Annotated in this window: 23 protein-coding genes; 14 read left to right on the top strand and 9 right to left on the bottom strand. The window is 59.8% G+C overall.

What is annotated here, in order from left to right; translation table 11 throughout:
• Positions 1-66: 66 nt before the first annotated feature.
• From ehuR to AC1DUP_RS04475, 3 genes are all read right to left on the bottom strand, one after another.
• Positions 67-1515, bottom strand: coding sequence for a MocR-like ectoine utilization transcription factor EhuR (gene ehuR, locus AC1DUP_RS04465; RefSeq protein WP_115037851.1), 1449 nt, complete (start codon positions 1513-1515; stop codon positions 67-69).
• Between the two features lie 179 nt (positions 1516-1694).
• Complete coding sequence (locus AC1DUP_RS04470) at positions 1695-3098, bottom strand: aspartate aminotransferase family protein (protein WP_115037849.1); 1404 nt, start codon at positions 3096-3098, stop codon at positions 1695-1697.
• Positions 3099-3112: 14 nt separating this feature from the next.
• Positions 3113-4591: an NAD-dependent succinate-semialdehyde dehydrogenase gene (locus AC1DUP_RS04475; protein WP_113510176.1), complete on the bottom strand. Its 1479-nt coding sequence runs from the start codon at positions 4589-4591 to the stop codon at positions 3113-3115.
• A 121-nt stretch (positions 4592-4712) separates the two neighbouring features.
• Between AC1DUP_RS04475 and AC1DUP_RS04480 the strand changes: the two genes are divergently transcribed.
• The 7 genes from AC1DUP_RS04480 to AC1DUP_RS04510 all read left to right on the top strand — a co-directional run bounded on the left by AC1DUP_RS04480 (position 4713) and on the right by AC1DUP_RS04510 (position 11243).
• Positions 4713-5180, top strand: a complete 468-nt coding sequence (locus AC1DUP_RS04480; RefSeq protein ID WP_113301337.1) for an Lrp/AsnC family transcriptional regulator — start codon at positions 4713-4715, stop codon at positions 5178-5180.
• A gap of 377 nt (positions 5181-5557) precedes the next feature.
• Positions 5558-6619 (top strand): LacI family DNA-binding transcriptional regulator, encoded by a 1062-nt coding sequence (locus AC1DUP_RS04485; RefSeq protein WP_113308993.1) that lies wholly within the window; start codon positions 5558-5560, stop codon positions 6617-6619.
• A complete protein-coding gene (locus AC1DUP_RS04490; protein WP_477832183.1) occupies positions 6616-7566 on the top strand; it encodes a substrate-binding domain-containing protein in 951 nt (316 codons plus the stop codon). Before AC1DUP_RS04485 ends, AC1DUP_RS04490 begins: the two co-directional genes overlap by 4 nt.
• Positions 7563-8372 (top strand): ATP-binding cassette domain-containing protein, encoded by an 810-nt coding sequence (locus tag AC1DUP_RS04495; protein ID WP_477832184.1) that lies wholly within the window; start codon positions 7563-7565, stop codon positions 8370-8372. Before AC1DUP_RS04490 ends, AC1DUP_RS04495 begins: the two co-directional genes overlap by 4 nt.
• Complete coding sequence (locus AC1DUP_RS04500; RefSeq protein WP_113510181.1) at positions 8369-9373, top strand: ABC transporter permease; 1005 nt, start codon at positions 8369-8371, stop codon at positions 9371-9373. Before AC1DUP_RS04495 ends, AC1DUP_RS04500 begins: the two co-directional genes overlap by 4 nt.
• The gene (locus AC1DUP_RS04505; protein ID WP_113308997.1) at positions 9373-10443 is read left to right on the top strand and encodes a phosphotriesterase family protein; all 1071 of its coding nucleotides are present in this window, start codon (positions 9373-9375) and stop codon (positions 10441-10443) included. Before AC1DUP_RS04500 ends, AC1DUP_RS04505 begins: the two co-directional genes overlap by 1 nt.
• 29 nt (positions 10444-10472) lie before the next feature.
• Entirely contained in the window at positions 10473-11243 is a 771-nt protein-coding gene (locus AC1DUP_RS04510; protein ID WP_115037843.1) for a glutamine amidotransferase, read from the top strand.
• Between the two features lie 3 nt (positions 11244-11246).
• Here the strand turns inward: AC1DUP_RS04510 and AC1DUP_RS04515 are convergent, their stop codons facing one another.
• The gene (locus tag AC1DUP_RS04515; protein WP_113308998.1) at positions 11247-12149 is read right to left on the bottom strand and encodes a PfkB family carbohydrate kinase; all 903 of its coding nucleotides are present in this window, start codon (positions 12147-12149) and stop codon (positions 11247-11249) included.
• 26 nt (positions 12150-12175) lie between these two features.
• Between AC1DUP_RS04515 and AC1DUP_RS04520 the strand changes: the two genes are divergently transcribed.
• Genes AC1DUP_RS04520 through AC1DUP_RS04530 form a run of 3 tightly spaced genes read left to right on the top strand, consistent with a single transcriptional unit; the run spans position 12176 to position 14924 of the window.
• Positions 12176-13018: a BtpA/SgcQ family protein gene (locus AC1DUP_RS04520; RefSeq protein WP_115037841.1), complete on the top strand. Its 843-nt coding sequence runs from the start codon at positions 12176-12178 to the stop codon at positions 13016-13018.
• Between the two features lie 5 nt (positions 13019-13023).
• On the top strand, positions 13024-13668 hold the full coding sequence (locus tag AC1DUP_RS04525) for a TenA family protein (RefSeq protein ID WP_115037839.1): 645 nt from the start codon (positions 13024-13026) through the stop codon (positions 13666-13668).
• An 11-nt stretch (positions 13669-13679) separates the two neighbouring features.
• Positions 13680-14924, top strand: coding sequence for a Zn-dependent hydrolase (locus AC1DUP_RS04530; protein WP_477832185.1), 1245 nt, complete (start codon positions 13680-13682; stop codon positions 14922-14924).
• A gap of 200 nt (positions 14925-15124) precedes the next feature.
• Here AC1DUP_RS04530 and AC1DUP_RS04535 read toward each other — a convergent pair whose 3' ends face one another.
• Entirely contained in the window at positions 15125-15733 is a 609-nt protein-coding gene (locus tag AC1DUP_RS04535; protein WP_115037836.1) for a J domain-containing protein, read from the bottom strand.
• 652 nt (positions 15734-16385) lie between these two features.
• Between AC1DUP_RS04535 and AC1DUP_RS04540 the strand changes: the two genes are divergently transcribed.
• From AC1DUP_RS04540 to AC1DUP_RS04550, 3 genes are all read left to right on the top strand, one after another.
• Entirely contained in the window at positions 16386-16595 is a 210-nt protein-coding gene (locus AC1DUP_RS04540; RefSeq protein ID WP_112547310.1) for a cold-shock protein, read from the top strand.
• A gap of 126 nt (positions 16596-16721) precedes the next feature.
• Positions 16722-16946, top strand: coding sequence for a hypothetical protein (locus tag AC1DUP_RS04545; protein ID WP_113301349.1), 225 nt, complete (start codon positions 16722-16724; stop codon positions 16944-16946).
• A gap of 33 nt (positions 16947-16979) precedes the next feature.
• Positions 16980-17360 carry a DUF6481 family protein gene (locus AC1DUP_RS04550; RefSeq protein WP_113301350.1) on the top strand — a complete coding sequence of 127 codons (381 nt, stop codon included), beginning with the start codon at positions 16980-16982 and terminating at the stop codon, positions 17358-17360.
• A 274-nt stretch (positions 17361-17634) separates the two neighbouring features.
• On the opposite strand, the gene AC1DUP_RS04555 is transcribed toward AC1DUP_RS04550, so the two are convergent.
• Positions 17635-18246 (bottom strand): general stress protein, encoded by a 612-nt coding sequence (locus tag AC1DUP_RS04555; protein ID WP_115037834.1) that lies wholly within the window; start codon positions 18244-18246, stop codon positions 17635-17637.
• Positions 18247-18266: 20 nt separating this feature from the next.
• Positions 18267-18578, bottom strand: a complete 312-nt coding sequence (locus AC1DUP_RS04560; RefSeq protein WP_115037832.1) for a PepSY domain-containing protein — start codon at positions 18576-18578, stop codon at positions 18267-18269.
• A gap of 654 nt (positions 18579-19232) precedes the next feature.
• Between AC1DUP_RS04560 and AC1DUP_RS04565 the strand changes: the two genes are divergently transcribed.
• A complete protein-coding gene (locus AC1DUP_RS04565; protein WP_477832273.1) occupies positions 19233-19526 on the top strand; it encodes a DUF2934 domain-containing protein in 294 nt (97 codons plus the stop codon).
• Positions 19527-19706: 180 nt separating this feature from the next.
• Here the strand turns inward: AC1DUP_RS04565 and AC1DUP_RS04570 are convergent, their stop codons facing one another.
• Positions 19707-19910: a cold-shock protein gene (locus AC1DUP_RS04570; RefSeq protein WP_113301354.1), complete on the bottom strand. Its 204-nt coding sequence runs from the start codon at positions 19908-19910 to the stop codon at positions 19707-19709.
• 776 nt (positions 19911-20686) lie between these two features.
• The gene (locus tag AC1DUP_RS04575) at positions 20687-20992 is read right to left on the bottom strand and encodes a hypothetical protein (RefSeq protein ID WP_113301355.1); all 306 of its coding nucleotides are present in this window, start codon (positions 20990-20992) and stop codon (positions 20687-20689) included.
• Positions 20993-21095 lie beyond the last annotated feature (103 nt).

Genomic DNA, 21095 nt, shown 5'->3' on the forward strand with positions numbered 1-21095 from the left:
TTGAGAGCGAAGTAAAATCATGTCAATTATTATATTGTAATGATTCAATGATTGTCGTGCGGGCCTCTAGCCGATCGAGCCGATATCATAGACCGGCGGCAGTTGCTCGAAGGCTTGCCTCACGGTCGTCAGCGCCTTGGCCAGGCTTGCATGGTTCAGGCGTCCGCCCAAACAGATACGAATGCCGCCACCATGGCCCGGTCCGGCAATGAAGGGTTCGGAGGGCGTGACCGCGACGTTCTGGTTGGTCAGCGAGCGGACCAGACCGTCCTCAGTCCAGTGTGATGGGACCTTGAGCCAGGCGCAGAGCGACAGCGGGTGACTGGAGGCGATATGGTCGCCGAGGATTTCCGTTGCGATGGTCTGGCGCGCGCGCGCCTCGTCACGCTGGATTTCCAGCAATCGTTGCGCCGTGCCGTTCTCGACCCAGCGCGTGGCGATTTCGCCGGTCAGATAGGTGCCGCTCCAGCTTGATACGCGCAGGATTGAGGCGGCGCGAATGGAATAGGCGGGCGGAACGACGAGATAGCCAACGCGCAACCCTGTCAGCACCGCCTTGGTGAAGCTCGTGACGAAGAAACCGAGATCGGGCAACATCTCGGTGATCGAAGGCAGGTCCTCCTCGATCATCGGACGATAGACCTCATCTTCGATGACGAAAACACTATAACGCGCCGCAATTGTAGCAATCTCGCGTCTGCGTGCGGCGCCTGCGACATGGCTTGTCGGATTATTGAGCGTCGGAATGAGCACCAGTGCCCGGACGCCGCCTGCCGCACAGGCGGTTTCCAGCGCATCGGGCAAAATGCCCTCATCGTCCGTGGGTAAGCCCTTCAGGCTGAAGCCGAGGATATTGGAAAGCCCGATGATACCGTGATCGGTGAGATTTTCACACAAGACGACATCGCCGGAGCGGACAATGCAGGTCAAAGCGAGAAAAATACCATGGGCGGCACCGTTGGTAACTAGAATGCGGTCTGCCCCGGCCGTGACGCCGAGCGTGCGCAACCAGATGCGCGCCGTCTCCCGGTGACGATCAAGGCCGGCGATCGGGCGGCAGGGACGCATGAAGCTTGCATTGTCGCCGTCGGCCAGCTCGCGAAGGATCTCGCGCGACGCGGTTTCATGCGCATCGAGATAGACGCCGCGAATAATGGAAAGGTCGAGCACCTCGTTGGCACTATGATCCAGCATCATGCGTCCGGCACGGTCCGTCACGCGTGCCTTGACGAAGGTGCCGCGCCCAATCTCACCGCTCAGATAGCCAAGCCGCTCAGCCTCCTTGTAGGAGAGGCTGACGGTCTGCACAGAAAGGCAGAGTTCCCGCGCCAGATCGCGATGCGTCGGCATGCGATCCATCGGCTTAAGGACGCCGGCATCGATATCGGCGATAATGCGCTCGGTGAGCGCGGCATGCTTCGTCTCACCCTTTTGCTTGGCGAGGTTCGGCCGCCATGCCACCGGCTTTGTTGCCGTGATCGGATCAAGGTTGAGGGGATTGGCCTGACGTCGCATGAAATTGTCTCGTTTTAAGGACGATTATTTCATGACATTATGCACGCTTCATCGCAAAAGATGAAGCCTTATGCATCGTGAACCGTGATTGCTTCAGGAATAATCACGATCGTCGCGATTTTTACTGAGAAACGGGCGTTGCCAGGCGAGGCTTATCTCGCCCGGCAGCTGTGCTTGCCTCAGATCGTCTCGCCAGCCTGGACCAATTCGTCCATGACGGAGCGGACAGAGGATTCGGCGATGGCAACGATCTCGTCGACTTCTTCCTTTGTCGTGACGAGTGGCGGTGCAAAACCCAAGATATCGCCATGCGGCATGGCACGGGCAATGAGGCCCCGACTGCGCGCCGCCTTTGAGATCCGTGCGCCGACAGTGAGGCCGGGTGCAAAACGCACCTTCTTTTCCCGATCCGCAACGAATTCGATGGCGCCCATCAAGCCGACGCCGCGCACTTCGCCGACGATCGGAAGCTGAGCGAACCTGGCCTTCAGCTGCGCCTGGAAATAGGTGCCGACCGTGCGCGCATTCCCTGGCAGATCCTCCTTCTCGACGATGTCGAGAACGGCGTTTGCTGCTGCGGCGCCAATCGGATGGCCGGAATAGGTGTAGCCGTGCGAGAAAGCGCCGACGCGGTCGGCCCCTTCTTCCATCACCTTGTAGACCTTCTCGCCGACGATGGCCCCCGATAGCGGGAAGTAAGCCGAGGTGAGGCCTTTGGCGACGGTGATCAGATCGGGTTCGATACCGTACTGCTGCGATCCGAACATCGAGCCGGTACGACCGAAACCGGTGATGACTTCGTCGGCGATGAGCAGGATGTCGTATTTCCGGAGGACCTTTTGCACTTCGTCCCAATAGCCCTGCGGCGGCGGGGTGATGCCGCCGGTGCCGAGCACCGGTTCGGCGATGAAGGCACCGATCGTGTCCGGGTCTTCGCGCAGGATCAGGGCTTCAAGCTCGTCAGCGCGGCGCTTGGAAAATTCGACTTCCGTCTCACCTGCTTCCGCGCCCCAATAGTGATGCGGTGCGCCGGTGTGGAGAATGCCGGCACGCGGCAGGTCCATGTGGTCGTGGTAAAAACTCATGCCGGTCATCGAGCCGGAGACGACGCTGCAACCATGATAGCCCCGTTCGCGGGAGATGATCTTCTTCTTGTTCGGCTTGCCGCGCAGGTTGTTGTAGTACCAGACGAGCTTTGCTTGCGTTTCGTTGGCATCGGAACCCGACATGCCGTAGAAAACCTTGCTCATCTTGCCGGGCGCCATTTTCACCAGACGATCGGAGAGGATCGCGAGCTCATCCGTCGTGTGGGCGGCATAGGTATGGTAATAGGCCAGGCGGTAGGCTTGGCGCGAGATTGCCTCGGCGACTTCGGTGCGGCCATAGCCGACATTGACGCAGTAGAGACCGGCGAAACCGTCGATCAGCTGCTTGCCGTTCGCATCCTGAATGCGGATGCCCTTTCCGGTTTCAACGATCGTCGGATCACCCAACTTGCCGCTGGCGAAATCCTTGAGCTGCGTGAAGGGATGCAGGACCGAGTTGCGGTCCATCTCGGCGATCTGGTTGGGATTGATGGTCATAACAACGGATCCTTTCATGCAGCGAGGTTGCCGAAGCAGACATATTTTGCTTCGAGATATTCCAGGAGGCCGTGGCGCGAGCCTTCGCGACCAAGGCCGGATTGCTTCCAGCCACCGAAGGGTATCGGGGCCCCGGTGAATTTCGGCGTATTGACGGCGATCATGCCGTATTCAAGCCGATCGGTGAGGCGCATCGCTCGGCCGAGATCGTTGGTGTAGACGTAGGCTGCCAGTCCCATCTCGGTGGCATTGGCACGGGCGAGCACGTCCTGCTCGTTATCGAACGGCAGTATTGCAGCGACCGGGCCGAAGGTTTCTTCGCGCGCAATCAGCATGTCGTCGGTGACATCTGCAAGCACGGTCGGCGTGACGAAATTGCCGCCGAGCGGGCTGTCCTGCCCGCCGCAGACGAGACGTGCACCGGCAGAAAGCGCCTGCGCAATCTGCTGGCGGCATTTTTCCGCGACCGAAGGGCGCGTCATCGGCCCGATATCGGTGCCGGGTTCAAGACCATGGCCGACCTTCAGCTCTTGGGTCGCCTTGGCGAAGGCATCCACGAACCGATCGTAGTGGCCGCGCTGGACGTAAATCCTGTTGGCGGCAAGGCAATCCTGGCCCGACGTGGCGAATTTTGCGCCGACACAGCCCTTTACGGCTTTGGAAAGCTCGGTGTCGTCGAACAGGATGAAAGGTGCATGGCCGCCAAGTTCCAGCGAGGCCTTCTTCACGGTCGCCGCCGATTGTGTAAGCAGGATGCGTCCTACTTCTGTCGAGCCGGTGAAGGAAAAGGCCCGCACGTCCGTGTGCTCCAGCAGACGGCGCGCAAGCGGCGCGGCTTCGCCTGTGAGCACCTGGAAGACACCTGCGGGCATCCCGGCCTCCTGCGCAAGCTTTGCCAAGGCAAGTGCTGAAAGCGGTGTTTCCGGGGCAGGCTTGACGATCATGGTGCAGCCGGCCGCCAGTGCAGCACCCGCCTTGCGGGTAATCATGGCGGAGGGAAAGTTCCACGGCGTGATCGCGACAGTGACGCCAAGCGGAAGCATCTGTACCGAAAGGCGGCTGCCAGGCAGGTGGCTCGGAAGAGTTTCGCCATAGGCGCGCTCGCCTTCGCCGGCAAACCATTCAAGGAAACTCGCGGCGTAGGAAATCTCGCCGAGCGACTCTGCCAGCGGCTTGCCCTGTTCGGCCGTCATGATGACGGCGAGATCCTTGGCGTTATCGCGCATCAGCCTGCCCCACGCGCGCAGGACCTGACCGCGTTCGACGGGGAGCTTGTCACGCCAGTCGAGAAAGGCATTTCTTGCGGCTTCGACGGCTGCATCGGCATCTTCGAGCGAGCAGGCCGCGACATCTGCGATCTGCTCACCGGTTGCCGGATCGATGACGCTCAGGATCTCTCTGCGCACGACCCATGTGCCGTTCAGAAAGGCCCGGCCCTCGATCAGATCGGGTCGGTTCAGGTTTTTCAGCGCAGTGCTGGCGATGCCTTTCATGCGGAGCTCCAAGTGGGGTTTACAGAGAGACTAACCGCGCGCCATGATCGGATGGCTGCATTGATTTCATCCTTCATGCAGGAATTATGCTCAAACTGGACACTGACCGCAGGATTTCTGCATGACTACTCTCGACAGAGCCGACAGAGCGCTGCTCGCCGCCGTTCAGAAAAACAATCGCCTGACCTCGGAAGAGTTGGCGCAGATCGTCAATCTCTCGCCGACTGCCTGTCAGCGACGGCTGAAGCGGTTGCGTGAAGAAGGGGTGATCGAGGCAGACGTATCGATCGTCTCGCCCAAGGCTGCGGGGCGCGGTGTCACCATGATCGTTCTTGTCTCGCTGGAGCGTGAACGGGCCGATATCGTCGATCGATTCAAGGCGGCGATCCGCGCCACCAAGGAAGTGATGATCGGCTATTACGTGACGGGTGATGCCGATTTCATCCTGGTGATTACGGCGAAGGACATGGAGGACTACGAAGCCTTTACGCGTCGATTCTTCTATGAGAACCACGATATCAAAGGTTTCAAAACGATGGTTGTGATGGATCGAGTGAAAGCTGGCTTTGCCTTCCCGATAGAGGACTGATGGCACCGAGAGGTTTTCCAAAGTCCGCGTTGTTTCCGTTTTCTGGCCGATCGACGCGCATTTGGCTTTCGCGCAAAGGTATGTGAGACGTCAAGTTCCAACACTCTTGCAAAAGCTGCCGATATCGAGACGGTTACGTCCTCCTTCCCCCGCTGGGCACGCCAACATAAGACCGATCAATCTCAGAATTCCGGCGAGATGCGTTCCTGCGAAGACCCTTTGGCTGGACGCAGACGTCTGAGGTTTCATCGGATCGCTTATTGAACATCCATTCGACAAGAACGCATATGTGAAACCTTCGCATACGGTCTCTTGACAGCTCCTCTCTTGTCGTGGAGTGTAAGTAAAGCGGTTTACTAAAGCGGTTTACAAGCTCGATGGCGCAGGAACGAACCCCAGGGTTGAAGGATGTTGCGAAAGCCGCCGGTGTCTCGGTGACGACGGTGTCGCGCATGCTGAATGGTTCGCTGGATCTTCCAGCCCTCACCAGGCAGCGCATCGAGAATGCCATCGCCTCCCTCAAATATCAGCCGAATCCGCACGCGCGGCGACTGAGCCGCGGTCGCTCCGACACGATTGGCCTCGTCGTTCCCGATATCGCCAATCCGTTCTTCGCGACCATGGTGGCGGCCGTGGAGGAGGAGGCGAATGACCGCGGGCTTGCCGTTTCGCTCTATGCGACGCTCAATCGCACCGGTCGCGAGGTTGCCTATCTCAGGCTCCTTGAGCACAATCATGTCGATGGACTGGTGTTCGTCACCAACCATCCTGACAACGGCGATCTGGCGGCGCTGATCAACCGGACCGGCAAGGTCATTGTCGTCGACGAAGACGTTCCGCTTGCAGCCGTTCCCAAGCTCTTCTGTGACAACTTTCAGGGTGGGCATCTGGCGGGCCGCCATCTGGCTGAGTTTGGCCATCGCGACGTGCTCTATGTCGGCGGCCCCGATGCCATGATCAGCACGCAGCGGCGTTTCAACGGATTGCGTGAAGGGTTACGCGAGCGCTTTGGCGACGACATATCGATAAGTCGCTACAGCGGCGAATATACTGTTGGCTGCGGGCGCGACATGGCGCGCCGGTTTCTGGACGAAGGCATGCCGGCAACGGCCATCTTTGCCAGCTCCGACGAAATCGCAATCGGCATGATCGAGGTCCTGCGGGAGAGGGGGATTTCGATCCCCGAGGATCTCTCGCTCATCGGCTTTGACGACGTCAGCCCGCTGCACCTCTTTGCGCCCCCCTTGACCGCGATCCGGCAGCCGGTGCGCACGATTGGCCGCCGTGCCCTATCTCTTCTTCTCGAAACAAACTGGCAGGAGAGCAAATCGCTCGCCACCGAAGAACTCGTGCCAGTCGAAATCGTCGTGCGGAACTCCGTTGCGCCGCCGTCGACCCATAATAAGCAACGAGAACAAAACCAGAGGATGAGAACATGAAACAGATCAGACGTCGCGCGTTTACAGCCGCGCTTGCCTTCACCGCGCTTGCCGGTGCCACGCTAGGAGCCTCCCTTGCCCAGGCCGCCGGCAAAACCTATGCGCTTGTGCAGATCAATCAGCAGGCGCTTTTCTTCAACCAGATCAATGAAGGTGCCCAGAAGGCGGCTGATGCATCCGGCGACAATCTGGTCATCTTCAACGCCAACAACGAAGCTGCCGCCCAGAACAGCGCCATCGAAAACTACATCCAGCAGAAGGTCGATGGCCTGATCGTCGTTGCAATCGACGTCAACGGCATCATGCCGGCCGTCAAGCAGGCGTCGGATGCCGGCATCCCCGTCGTTGCCATCGATGCGATCCTGCCTGACGGCCCCCAGAAGTCGCAGATCGGCGTCGACAACGGCAAGGCCGGCGCCGACATGGGCGCCTATTTCCTCGACTACGTGAAGAAGAACATGGACGGCAAAGCCAAGGTTGGCGTCGTCGGCGCGCTCAACTCCTATATCCAGAACGTTCGCCAGAAGGGCTTCGAGGACGCCATCAAGAGCGACGGGATCGAGACGTCAGGGGTTGTCGACGGCCAGAATATCCAGGACAATGCGCTTGCCGCTGCTGAAAACCTCATCACCGGCAATCCCGACATGACGGCGATCTACGCAACGGGCGAGCCGGCTCTCCTTGGCGCGATCGCTGCCGTTCAAAGCCAGGGCAAGCAGGACAGCATCAAGGTCTTCGGCTGGGATCTGACTGCGCAGGCGATCTCCGGTCTTGACGATGGCTATGTCGTTGCCGTGGTCCAGCAGGATCCGGCCGGCGAGGGCAAGGCCGCGGTCGAGGCTCTCGCCAAGCTGAGCGCCGGCCAGAGCGTCGAAAAGAGCATCTCCGTTCCGATCACGATCGTGACGAAGGAAAATGTCGAGCCTTACCGGGCCGTCTTCAAATGATGAGTGACAACCGGCCTGTTTATGCCGGAGCCGGGGAGGCGCAAGCCTCCTCGCATTCCTCCGGCTCGTCTGCGCGAATGCCAGCCGTATCGTTGCGTGGCATCAAGAAGACCTTCGGTTCGCATCAGGCGCTGCGTGGCGTTGACCTCGACCTTTTTCCGGGCGAATGCCTCGGCCTCGTCGGCGACAACGCCGCCGGCAAATCGACGCTGACCAAGATCATTTCCGGGACCTATCTGCCGGATGACGGAACGATTTCACTGAACGGCGAAGAGGTTCGTCTTTCCGGGCCTGCGGATGCCCGCGACCGCCATATCGAAATGGTCTTCCAGGATCTGAGCCTGTGCGATCACATCGATGTCGTCGGCAACCTGTTTCTCGGGCGTGAGCTGACCAAAGGTCCCTTTCTCGATCGTCAGAAAATGATGAGTGAGGCGCGCAGGATGCTGGATGCGCTGGAGATTCGCATTCCGCGCCTCTCCGCCAAGGTTGAGAAGCTGTCGGGTGGCCAACGCCAGGCAATTGCGATCGCCCGAGCGGCGTCGTTCAACCCCAAGGTTCTGATCATGGACGAGCCGACCTCGGCCCTTGCTGTCGCCGAAGTCGAAGCCGTGCTTTCTCTGATCAATCGGGTCAAGGCAAAGGGCGTGTCCGTCGTCCTCATCACCCATCGCCTTCAGGACCTGTTCCGAGTCTGCGACCGGATCGCCGTCATGTACGAGGGCACGAAGGTCGCCGAGCGCGATATCGCCAAGACCAATCTCGAGGATCTCGTCAAGCTCATCGTCGGGGGAGAAAGACATTGACCGTCTACACCGAACGCGCCAAAGGCTCGCCGATGGCCGACTTCCTGAGTGAAAACGCCCAGGTCCTGTCGATCGCCTTCTTCTTTCTGGCATGCCTCGTTTTCTTTTCGCTGACGACCACCACTTTCATGACGACGGGCAACATCCTGAACATCGTGCGTCAGGCTGCACCGATCCTCGCCGTCGCGATCGCCATGACGCTCGTCATCGTGACCGGCGGCATTGATCTCTCGGTCGGCTCGATGCTGGCGCTGATCAACGCCGTCGCGGCCATTACGCTCGCCACCGGCATTCCCTGGCCGGTCGTCTGCCTCGGCATGCTCGCCCTCGGCGGTATGATCGGCCTTCTGCAGGGCTGGTTCATTGCCTATCAGAATATCCCCGCCTTCATCGTTACCCTTGCCGGGCTTTCCATCCTGCGTGGCGTGGCGCTCTACCTTACGCAGGGCTATTCCATTCCGATCAACAACGAGCCAGGCTTCTTCTACCTGGGACGCGGGGAACTTGCCGGTTTTCCCGTTCCGGCGCTGATCGCAATCCTGGTCGCGATCGTCGGATATGTCATCATGGCCGTTACCAAATACGGTCGGCAGATCGTGGCGGTCGGATCCAACATGGAGGCCGCACGCCGAGTCGGCATGCCCGCCAAATGGATCGTCGCCTCGGTCTATCTGGTATCAGGGGTCGCTTCGGCGCTGGCGGGCCTGTTGATCGCGGCCCGTCTCGGTTCCGGTTCTTCGAATGCTGCTGTCGGCTTCGAACTGCAGGTGATCGCGGCCGTCGTGCTCGGCGGCACCTCGCTGATGGGCGGACGCGGCACCATGATCGGGACCGTCCTCGGCACGATGACCATTGCCGTCATCGGTAACGGCCTGATCCTCATGCATATCTCTCCTTTCTTCACCCAGATCGTCACCGGCGCAATCATCCTGGTTGCCATCTGGCTGAATACCCGCATCTTCACCGCCAACTTCCGCTTGGCAGGCAGGAGGAAGAGCTGATGCCGACGAGCGAGCTTTCGCCGGGTCACGTGCGCTCCGGCAATGTAATGACGGTCCAGGGGCCGGTTCCGGTGTTGGACCTTGGCGTCACGCTCATGCACGAGCATATCCTCAATGATTGCCGTTGCTGGTGGCACGCGCCGAAGGAACCCGAACGGCAGTATCTTGCCGAAGGTTTCGTGTGCATGGAGATCCTCGGCGAACTCAGGCAAGATCCTTTCGTCAACAAGCACAACATCACGCTCGACGACGAGAAGCTTGCCGTCACTGAGCTCAAGGATTTTGCCTGTCTCGGTGGGCGGACTGTCGTCGAGCCGACATGCCAGGGCATCGGCCGCGATCCGCTGGCCCTGCGACGGATCTCCAAGGCGACGGGACTGAATATCGTCATGGGAGCCGGCTTCTATCTCGGCTCCTCGCACCCGGAAAAGGTTGCAGGCATGTCGGTTGGCGAGATCGCTGACGAGATTGTGTCCGAGGCGGTGATCGGGACCGACGGCTCCGATGTCAGGATCGGCCTGATCGGCGAGATCGGGGTGTCCTCGGATTTCACCACCGAAGAGGAAAAATCGCTGCGGGGGGCTGCCCAGGCACAAGTGCGCACCGGGCTGCCCCTGATGGTCCATCTTCCCGGCTGGTTCCGCCTGGGGCACAGGGTTCTGGATGTCGTCGCCTCCGAGGGCGGTGATCTCAGGCACACGGTGCTGTGCCACATGAACCCGTCGCATGACGATCTCGCCTATCAGTCGGAACTCGCCACGCGCGGCGCATTTCTCGAATATGATATGATAGGCATGGATTTCTTCTATGCGGACCAGCAGGTGCAATGCCCGAGCGATGAGGAGGCGGCGCGCGCGATCGTCAAGCTCGTCGAGATGGGACACACCGACCGTCTTCTCCTGTCCCACGACGTCTTCCTGAAAATGATGCTCAAGCATTATGGGGGCAATGGCTACGCCTATATCCTGCGTCACTTCCTGCCGCGCCTGAAGCGCCACGGTCTCGATGACGCAACGCTCGACATCTTCATGCGCGCCAACCCGCGATCGGTCTTTCAGGCAAGTGCCTGAGTACAAACATAAAAAGAAATGGAAACATCATGACAAAGAAGGTTCTTCTCGTCGGCGAAAGCTGGGTCAGTTCGGCCACGCACTACAAAGGTTTCGATCAGTTCGGCAGCGTCACCTTCCATCTGGGCGCCGAGCCGTTGGTCAAGGCGCTCAAAGGCAGCGCGTTCGAACTCACCTACATGCCGGCGCACGAAGCGGTCGAACAATTCCCCTTCGATATGGCAGGGCTCGATGCCTATGACGCGATCATCCTGTCAGATATCGGCGCCAATTCGCTGCTTCTTCCCCCGGCGGTCTGGCTGCATTCGAAGACCGTTCCAAACCGCCTGAAACTCATCAAGGCCTGGGTCGAAAAGGGCGGCGGCCTGTTGATGGTCGGCGGCTATTTTTCCTTCCAGGGCATTGATGGCAAGGCGCGCTGGCGCCGCACGCCGGTCGAGGATGTTCTGCCGGTCACCTGCCTGCCTTACGACGATCGGGTCGAAATCCCGGAGGGGACGACGCCTGTCCTCGTCAAGTCGGGTCACGAGACCGTCGCTGGTCTCCCGGGCGAATGGCCACTGCTTCTCGGCGTCAATGAGGTAGAGGTGCGTGAGCGCGACGATGTTGAGGTCATCGCCCGTTTGCCGGATACGCAGGGCGGTCACCCACTTCTGGTCACCGGCCGCTTCGGCAAAGGCAGAACGGCCGCCTGGACGTCCGATATCGGCCCACACTGGCTTTCGCCTGCCTTCTGCGAATGGGAAGGCTATGGGCGTCTCTGGAAGAACATCCTCGGCTGGCTGACGGAGGCGAAATAGGCGTCAATCGCCGGCAAGGATGCCGGCGAGTTCCGCCTTGCTCGGAAAGGCCGAGCGCGTGCCACGGCGGCCGACGGTGATGGCAGCCGCAGCGGTCGCATGATGGATGGCCTTGGCGTCGAGCATGGTGGAGCGGAGCGCGGCCGAGGCAAGTGCTACGGCCATGAAGGTGTCGCCGGCGCCGGTCGTGTCAACGACCTCGACGGCACGGGCCGGAACGGTTGCAAGCACCTGATGTCCGCTTGCAAGGATAGCGCCGCTGCCACCGAGCGTCAGGACGGTCTGTGACACTCCGGCTTCGGCAAGACGACGGATCGCGGCCTCGCCGGACGATCCGGTCAGACTTTCGGCCTCGCCTCTGTTGAGAAAGGCGATGTCGACAAGCGGCCAGAGCTCGGCGAAGTAAGGGCGGAGCGGCGAGGGGTTGAAGGCGGTCTTAAGGCCGCGGCGTCTGGCTTCGGCAAGAATGCCGCGGGTGATGTCTTCGCTGAGATTGCCCTGCAGCACGACGAGGTCGCCGCTGACGGCATCGCCAAGCGGGGCGAGCGCCTCTGACAGGGTCAAGGCTTCGGCCGATTCCGTCGTGGTGACGATGGCGTTTTCGCCGTCCGGCGTGGTGAAGATGATGGAGAAATCGCTGGTGCGATGCGGGCTGCCCAACAGACGGGCATCCAGCGCCTCGCCGGCAAGCTGGTCACGGATCGTCTGGGCGCGAAAATCCTCGCCGACAGCCGTGACGAGCGTCGTGGGAAGGCCCGTGCGGCCCATCACGACAGCCTGATTGGCGCCCTTGCCGCCAAGGTCGCGGGTCTCCTCCCGACCGAGGATCGAGGCGCCCGCTTCGGGCATGGACATTACGGAAATGGTTTCGTCGATGGCGACGTTACCGATGACATAGGCACGCATGGCTGGCTTTCAGAGAGGAAAGAAAAATGCAGCAGATATCGGATAAGGCCACAAGCGCCATACGGGAAATATTCGGCACTGACAAGGCGTTGATCGGGATGATCCATTGCCCGCCTTTCCCGGGTGCTCCACGCTATCTTAGCGCAGCGATGGAGACGATCTACGACACGTGCATGCGCGACGCAGACGCGCTCGTCAAAGGCGGCATCCACGGATTGATCGTCGAAAATCACGGCGATATTCCCTTTTCCAAGCCCGAGGATATCGGCCATGAGACCGCGGCTTTCATGTCGGTCGTGACCGACCGCATCGCGCGCGCCGCTGGCGTGCCGCTGGGCATCAACGTGCTTGCCAATGCGCCGATCCCGGCCTTCGCGATCGCGGCGGCAGGCGGGGCGCGCTTCATCCGCGTCAATCAATGGGCGAACGCCTATGTCGCCAATGAAGGTTTCATGGAAGGTCGGGCGGCTGAGGCCATGCGCTATCGCTCGGCTCTGCGCGCCGAGCATATCAAGGTGTTTGCCGACAGCCATGTGAAACATGGCGCGCACGCCATTACCGCTGATCGCACGATCGACGAACTGACCCGCGACCTCGCATTCTTCGATGCAGACGTGGTGATCGCCACCGGCCAGAGAACGGGCAATAGCGCAACGATGGAAGAGATCGAGGAAATCGGTGCCGCCACCCACCTTCCGCTGCTCGTCGGCTCGGGCGTAACCAAGGACAATATCGTCGACATCCTCAAGCGCACTGACGGAGTCATCGTCGCCTCGTCGCTCAAGGAGGGCGGCGTCTGGTGGAACCCCGTGGACCCGGCCCGCGTGGCAGCCTTCGTCGAAGCCGCAAAACCCGGCCTGGAGGCGTAGCGATCATGGGCGGCCCCCTTTCGCAACAGATGCTCGACGAGAACCGTGACGTTTTCGAAGCCATGGTGAATCATCGTTTCGTCGCGGATATCAAGGCCGACCGCCTTTCGAACGAAGCATTCGAGCGATACCTCGTCTTCGAGGGCGCTTTCGTCGACACGGCGATTGCGATCTTCTCCTATGCCACCGCCAAAGCCGAAACCATCGGCCAGAAGCGGTGGCTGATCGGCGTTCTGGATGCGCTCGCAAACCAGCAGATCGCCTATTTCGAAAAGACCTTTGCGGCACGCGGCATCGACCCTTCACGGCATGATACAGGCCGGCCCGATGTTGCGGCCTTCCGCGACGGCATGCTGGCGATTGCCCGTGACGGTGGTTTTCTCGACACGATTGCTGCCATGTTCGCGGCCGAATGGATGTACTGGACCTGGTCGACGGCGGCGAACTCGACCGCAATCAGCGATCCCTTGCTCAAGGAATGGGTCAAGCTTCACGCAGAACCGGAGTTCGAAGCGCAGGCGCGCTGGCTGAAGGCTGTTCTGGACGACGCGGGCGAAACCATGGATTCTGCCGAACGGAAGCGGTTAAGTGCGATATTCGGACATGCGCAACGTCTTGAGATCGACTTTCACGAAGCAGCCTATTCCTGAAAGGCCGTACGATGACTGCGGATATCGATATCAACGGCGCGCGCCTGCTGGGTCGCCTCGACCAGTTTGCCGAGATCGGCGCGACCGCGCGGGGTGGCGTCAACCGTCAAGCCTTGACCGAACTGGATCGCGAAGCCCGATCCTTGCTGGCCGGGCTGGCCGCTACACGCGGGTTTGCCGTGTTCCAGGATCCCGTCGCCAATCTCTTCATCCGCCGTTCTGGCAGGGACGACCGGGCGCCGCCGCTCTTAATCGGCAGTCATCTCGACAGCCAGCCAGCCGGCGGTCGTTTCGACGGCGCGCTCGGAACGCTCTCGGCCTTCGAGGTTCTCGAAAGCCTCGAGGATGCTGGTATCGAAACGGATAGGGCGATCGAGGTCGTCGCCTGGACCAATGAGGAAGGATGCCGCTTCGCACCCGGCTGCATGGGTTCGTCCGCCTTTTCGGCGGGCGCGATCCCTGCCGCATGGCCCGACCTTGTTGCGACGGACGGTGCCGTGTTCGGCGACGAATTGAGGGAAACGCTCGAGGCTCTTCCACAGGCTGCGATGCGCGATCTTGGCATGCCGGTCCATGCCTATCTCGAGGTGCACATAGAGCAAGGCCCTTCGCTGGAGAAGGACGATATCCCGATCGGTATCGTGACTGGTATTCAAGGAACGCGATGGCTGCAGGTGGACGTATCGGGTCAGACGGCCCATGCCGGCACGACGGCTCTTTCCTACCGCCGAGATCCTCTGCGCGCCATGATCTCGGCGCTGGACACGCTCTATTCCACTGTCATGCCGCAGGACGAAAGCACCCGATTTAGCATCGGGCGCATCGAGGTGGAGCCGGGCGCGATCAACGCCATTCCGGCGCTGGCGCGCTGCACTATTGATATCCGTCATCCCGATCCATTGACGATCGACCGGCTTAACGCGACGATCGAGCAATGCTTTCGCGAGCGTGCTGAGGCTCAGCGTTGCGAGGTTTTGTTCAAGCAAAGCTTTGACATGCCACCGGCAACCTTCCCCGAAAAGTTGCTGACGGTACTGGAGCGCGCCGCGGAAGGCACCGGGCTGGCGACGAAAAGGATGGTGTCGGGCGCTTTCCACGACGCTCTGTTCGTCAATCGGATCGCGCCTTCGGCGATGATCTTCGTACCCTGCCGTGACGGCCTCAGCCACAATGAAGCCGAATATACCGCGCCCGGGCATGTCGTTTCAGGCGCGAGATTATTGCTGCAGTCGACGATCGAGCTTGCCAAAGGCTGAGAGCAGAGGATCGCTGGCGCCAATGCCGTCATTAGGGCCCCGTTGCGGGCCTAGAATGATCAAGCGTCCCGCCATGCGAATAGGTTGATCCGAGCGTAGCCGGCGATCAAAAAAGGCCTGTCCCTGGAATGCAGGTCAACCTTTCCTCCTCCGGCTTTCCTCCTCCGGGCGCTTGAGACTTGGCAGCCTTGTCTCTTGTGTCAGCAGAAGCCGTTAAGCTTGAGAATCTTATGGGCGTCGATTGCAGCCCGAAGCTCGTCTTCCGAGTTCCGATCTCCGCTGTTAGCATCAGGATGATGCATCTTTAACTTCTGCTTGTAGCGGCTTCTGATCTCCGCGGGTGTTGCCTCTGGCGGAAGACCGAGTGTTTCGAAAGCTTTGGCTTCCAGCACCTTCAATTTACGTCGTTGAAGATCCGCTTTTACCGCCTGGCGTTCTGCCGCGCTTTTGCGAGCATTCGTCGCCTTTGCCGAACCAGAACGGACTGTGAAGGGGAGTGGCATCTCAGAAGGCTGGTGGATCCTCTGTCCCCAGGTCGGGCGGGCGCCGCTTGCCGCTTCTCTCTGATAGCGGGCGATGACAGGATCGGACAGATTGGTCGCGAAATTGTACCCTTTGCCATATTCCTTCACATGCTCAGAACAGAACAGCAGGTACAGTCCCTCCGCATCACGTCCGACCGGAGCGCGATGAAGGCCACCCTTGTCGCACCCGTCCCATTGGCATTTTGGAGCATCTGGGTTTCGGTCTGAAACTAACTTTTTGCGGGTCGGCCGCAAGCCAACGAAAATCTTGGAATCTGGACTCATCGCGCCTTATATGTCGATCCGACCCACGCCGACAAGTGGAGAGAACAAGGTAGGCGGTCAGTTGCCCCCAACCGCTTTTAACTGACTGCGCTCAGTGAACCCAAAACTGTCGATCCTATAAATCAATGGATAGTCGTGAAGTGAACGCATCCGACATTCAGTCAGGGGCTGAACTTTACCCTCAGGAGCAGTTGATCCTGCCAAAAGCATGTCGTCAGGTCTCGTCCGACAGGTCATGCGATTGATGGCTGGAGCGATCCACACGTCCCTGATCTTACCTGGTCGCTATGGTGCGCCAAGTTGGGGAGCAGCGTCGGAGGCGTAGCGAAACGCAATCGGATTGCTGGCGGGGCGGGCCGCACTGCCAGGGGATAGATGAACCTGTCGAGGAACTTCACAGGTGAATTTCTTGTGAGGGATCTTTTGCTGGTCGCAACCTTAAGGAGAAAATCCATCGGTGAAGAAGCTAATCGTTGACCAATCGAGCCGACCACACTATAGAGGTGTTCATCGATCTTTTGCTTGCCGAACTTTGTCTACCGCGTGAGTGGCACCGCGCTTTAAGCGAACTTCCTTTCAAAAACAGTCGTTGTCGCAGTCTGCGGAGCCTTCGCTTCGCGGTTCCTCACTCTATGCTATGAAAGGGTTCATCATGACCACTGGCACAGTTAAATGGTTTAATTCCACCAAGGGCTTCGGCTTCATTCAGCCTGATAACGGCGGCGCCGATGCGTTCGTTCACATCTCTGCCGTTGAGCGCGCCGGAATGCGCGAACTCGTCGAGGGCCAGAAGATCGGCTTCGACCTTGAGCGCGACATGAAGTCAGGTAAGATGTCGGCCTGCAATCTGCAGTCCGCTTAATCGATATCTGCTTCCCTTTGACCACGGATGTACTGGCACTGCCGGGAGCACCTATCCAATTAAAGGCCAGGCGTGTCGCCTGGCCTTTTTCGTTTCGGCTTGCCAGCCGAATTACTCAGGAACCCAATGAAACAAGCACACAGCAAATCCCGCCAGCAGGCGGAGATCGCCTTCGGCAACGTCCAGACGCAGTTTTTTGCCAAGAATAACGCGGTGGAAGAGCTCGAATCCGTCGCCCAGGCTCGGGACGCCAAGACCTTAAGGCTGCGAGAGGCACGTCTTGCCAAGGAACTGGCCGACCGGACGTCGGCAACGTCCGCCCTTCTTGCCAAACGCGCCAAGACGCGCTGATCACTGGCCAACACCGATTATCAGGATAAAAATTTGAAGAAAGCTAGAAACAGCGAGCTCTCTGACCGCCGTGCAGCATCCGCGGACGCCAAGACTGCTCTCCTCAATGCCTTCCGTGCGGCAAAAACTGCGGCCGAACCAGGTAAAATCGCAAGACAGGCAGAACGCCTTGCCATTGTCTCGGCTCGTGAGGAACGACGCCTGGAGCGCGAACGCCTGAAGGTCGAGGAGCGCAAGCGCGTTGAGACCGAGGCGGCAGAACAGCGAGCAACCGCGGAGGCCGAAGCGCTGGCCGTGACCGAAGCTCGCGAGAGCGCCCAAAACGCTCGTGTAGCGCGGGTGATCGAAGATGAGGCGGCGCGAAAGGCCGAACGCGACCGTCGCTACGCCAACCGCAAGGCAAGACAAGCCTAGCCTTCTGCCGCCACCGCGCCAGCCCCCCAGCATGACAGTGTCATGCTCAATTCAGTCGTGCCATGGAGCCTCCGAGGCACCGGCTACGAACGAACGTTAGGCGATCAACAGGTCCTGGCAAATCGCGATCCAGTAAATTCTGCTCATGATCATCCGCGACAGATACCATGCCGGAGGCGAGCCCGCATGCAAGTCATATATCAAACGCATCGAAGAGGTGCATGGGAAGCGGGCGCCTCGATAGGCCGCCCGCTTCATTTGAAAGCGTAGTCAGTTACAGCCGGTTTGCTCGGTAGCGCTGACGCTCCGCTTCGATCTGCTCCGGCGTATAGGGCTCTGCAGCTTCGTCGAAGCGCATCCAACCCTGTTCCTGATAGTTGGAGCGGCGAGAGGCGAAATCGACTGGACGCGACCGGTCGAGGATGGCCTTCGCTTCCGCAACCCTTCCATCATCGACCTTCGCAGTCACGACCGAACCGCCACGACGGATCCCTTCTGCGTAGAAGTTCGCCTCCTCTTCCGGAACACCTTCATTGACCATCGCGCCGACAATGCCGCCGACGGCGCCGCCGGCGACTGCGCCCGCGGCAGCGCCGGCAGCCGTCGCTGCCAGCCAGCCTGCTGCAACGACTGGACCGACACCAGGAATGGCGAGCAGGCCCAAGCCGGTCAAAAGGCCGCCGGCGCCGCCCGCGACCGCACCGACACCGGCGCCGGTGCCCGCACCTTCCGCAGCGTAGCTGCCCTGGCCTTCGACGTCGGTCTTACCGTTCGCCTTGTTGGTGACGATACTGATGTCGTCGGAAGGCACGCCCGAGTCTTCCAAAGCCTTCACTGCCGCACGGGCGTCGTCGTAGCTGTCATAGAGTCCAGTAACTGTTCGCATGGGTCGTCTCCTTGGATTTTTTACTTGGCCATCGTCACATTGCCCTGGAAGTCCAGGGAGACGCCGGCATCCTTGCCATCCTTCTTAGCGGCCGCGCGCCAGACTCCCTGGTCGTCGAGCTTCAATCCGGTGACGTCTGTATAGCCCGCACCTTCGATACGCTCCTTGGCCTGAGCTTCCGTGAAGCTGTTCTTGCCGGCCACCGGTGCGCCGGGGTTGTGTTCCGTGTTGACGGCAGGGGTCGTCTGTGACGTGGAAGGGGTCTCGCTCTGGGCGTAGGCTATAGTGGCCGACAGCAGCAGGGCGAACAAAATTGTCGTAATCTTGGTCATTTGTGTTTCCTCATGTGCCAATGAAAAACAAAGGAAAATGCTGTTTGTTCCGAGAGTTACGAAAACTTTTTCAAATGTGCTCAGCGATGCGGTGAAGGGAGAGAGCGAAGGTGATCGCGCTTGGATTTGACACCACCGCCAGTGTTCCACCATGCGCTTGGCAATCTCGCTGGCAATGTACAGACCGAGGCCGGAGGCCTTCCTTTCCGTTTCCCGCGGATCGGGGGAACGGCTCGAACAGTCGCTCCATTGCGACCGTCGACATCGGTCTCCTCCAGTTACACCGGGACGCCGCCGCCCAGCCTTACACGGCCGGATGTCCCCGGATCGTATTCAGCCGAGAGTACGACGCTGAGGAAGACAGCCTGCGCGCAATCTCCTTTTTCGATGCGTTAGCCTGCATGGGCGGCGATCCGGACGTGGCGAGCCTTCTCAAAGGGCGGCTTGAAACACGGGTAACGACGCCTTGCGAGCGGATGAAAGCGGTCACGATCGATGGGAAACGCCTTCGGTTCAGCCCCGAAGTGTTCGCGAAAAAAGTCGGAAGGGGAGGAGCCTGAACGATGATGGCGGCAAAGACTGACACGGCTCTTGCCGCCGCAGCTTCGCGCGCCATCTGATTGGCTCAGACACCGGTTTCGAATGGAGGAAAAGATGGGGTCGAAAGAGGATCGGATCAGGCAGCGGGCCTATGAGATATGGGAACGGGAAGGCCGGCCACAAGGCGAGGATATGAAACACTGGCTGCAGGCGTTCCAGGAGATCGCAGCGAGTGCCGAGGCGGATGGCCAGGCTGTCAAAAAGTCTCGAGGGAAGAAGCCGGCGGCCCTGGCTGCGCCGGCGAAGACGAAAGCCAAACCGAAAACCGGAAGCGGCGCGCAGAGCGTTCCGACGACAACGCCGCCTCCTAAGCCTACCAAAACACCACGGGCCGCCACCAGACACTGACATGACCTGCTTAGTCGTGAGAAGCATTCCGACCGGACGCGATTTGGCGTTACCGTAATCCCGCTCGGCGATGTCACTTGTGAAAAAGTGAGGATCTCCAGTCCGTGTCGTCGAGCGGGACCGATTGCTCGAAATGCCTCTCGCAGGCTCGTGGGACAGGTGAATGAGCGTCTGTCGCGCTCAGAGCGGTCTGACGTTTTCCGCCTTTGACTTGCCCGTCTTCCGATCCTGACCGAGATCGTAGGAAACGCTTTGGCCTTCCTTCAGGACGTCGCCGTATTGCAGGGCGGAGACGTGGACGAAGACATCAGTTCCGCCGTCTTCCGGTGTGATGAAACCAAAGCCCTTGTCCGCGTTGAAAAATTTGACCTTGCCAGTCGGCATGAAAATCCTCGTGTTTGAGAGTTGATCGCACCAGCAATTTAGCGGTCAGCAGCGGTCGGAGCAAGCCTGTCGGCCGTAGTTGTTCTCGGATTTCGCGCTGGAAGAAAAGGTCGACTTTTTTCGACCTAATCGCGGTTTACGCCTTGGAGCGGTTTAGGTCGGGAAACTGGTCTTCGTGATCGTTATGCAATTTTCGGGACTCGGCCCACTCTTGAACCCCATCGGGCCCTCAAAAGGTGTGACGGCCGAGGCCGGGATGCAAAGCGTCGCCCTAGGCTAGATGGATTAAACACAGCGTGACAATCTTGCTAGGGTCCCGAATTCACGACGACAATCCGAATTGCTGGTTGCAACCCTCGCCTGTTGCGGGCAGTTGAATGGCTTTCTGTTCACATGAACTGAACTCAACTGATATCACATCAATGCCTGCCGATAGGATGCCGCCAAGTCGGTATCCTGAGCAATCAGGGCGGGAGCGGCGCAAACCGCCTTTTCGATTACGGTCTGCGCCTTGCTGCAATCGAAGGATTGCGCGTGTCAGACCGTCGAAAAAGGCCGCAACCGAGGGCAACAAGCACACGCAGGCGGAAGACGAATGCCATGAATAACTCGTTTCTTAGGTGGCCGGCACACTAGTGAATATGAGCATCCTTGATCAAGACAAGAGCGCCTCAGCGGATGCAGCAAGCCGAGAACCGCTAACAAACAAAATGTTTGACGGTGTGGCTTCGACACCCTTTCGCCTTCCTTAAAGGCGACCTGACGCCGAGGCTTGTTTAAATGCCTGACCCGTCGAAGTTTTGGTCGTCCTCGCCTTCCCAGGGGGCGGGCATCGAGTTGCGACTGAGGTTGGCCGAGGGCATCGGCATCCAACACTTCAATTCCGGTTCGGCATATTCGATGATCTGCCCGGGCGAGGAATCAGACGCGCGCCAGCCTTCTCCCCCGAACCGATCGCCTTTCGACCAGTAAGCGAGGTCAACTTCTGCCGGGCCCTGTTCGGACTGGCGGATCGTGACCAGGATCCGACTACCGTCTTTCGGTGCGTTTGCCATATGGTGCCAATGGTCTGGGTCGTCCATCGTTTTTCCTCCTGCCTCGCTGCAGGTTGGGAATGTCGCCTCGCCATCGAAAGCGGTCAACTCAAACTTTGGACCAGCACGTGGTCGCGTCGGCAAAAAACGA

It is taken from the genome of Rhizobium sp. 01L419 (assembly GCF_056400025.1).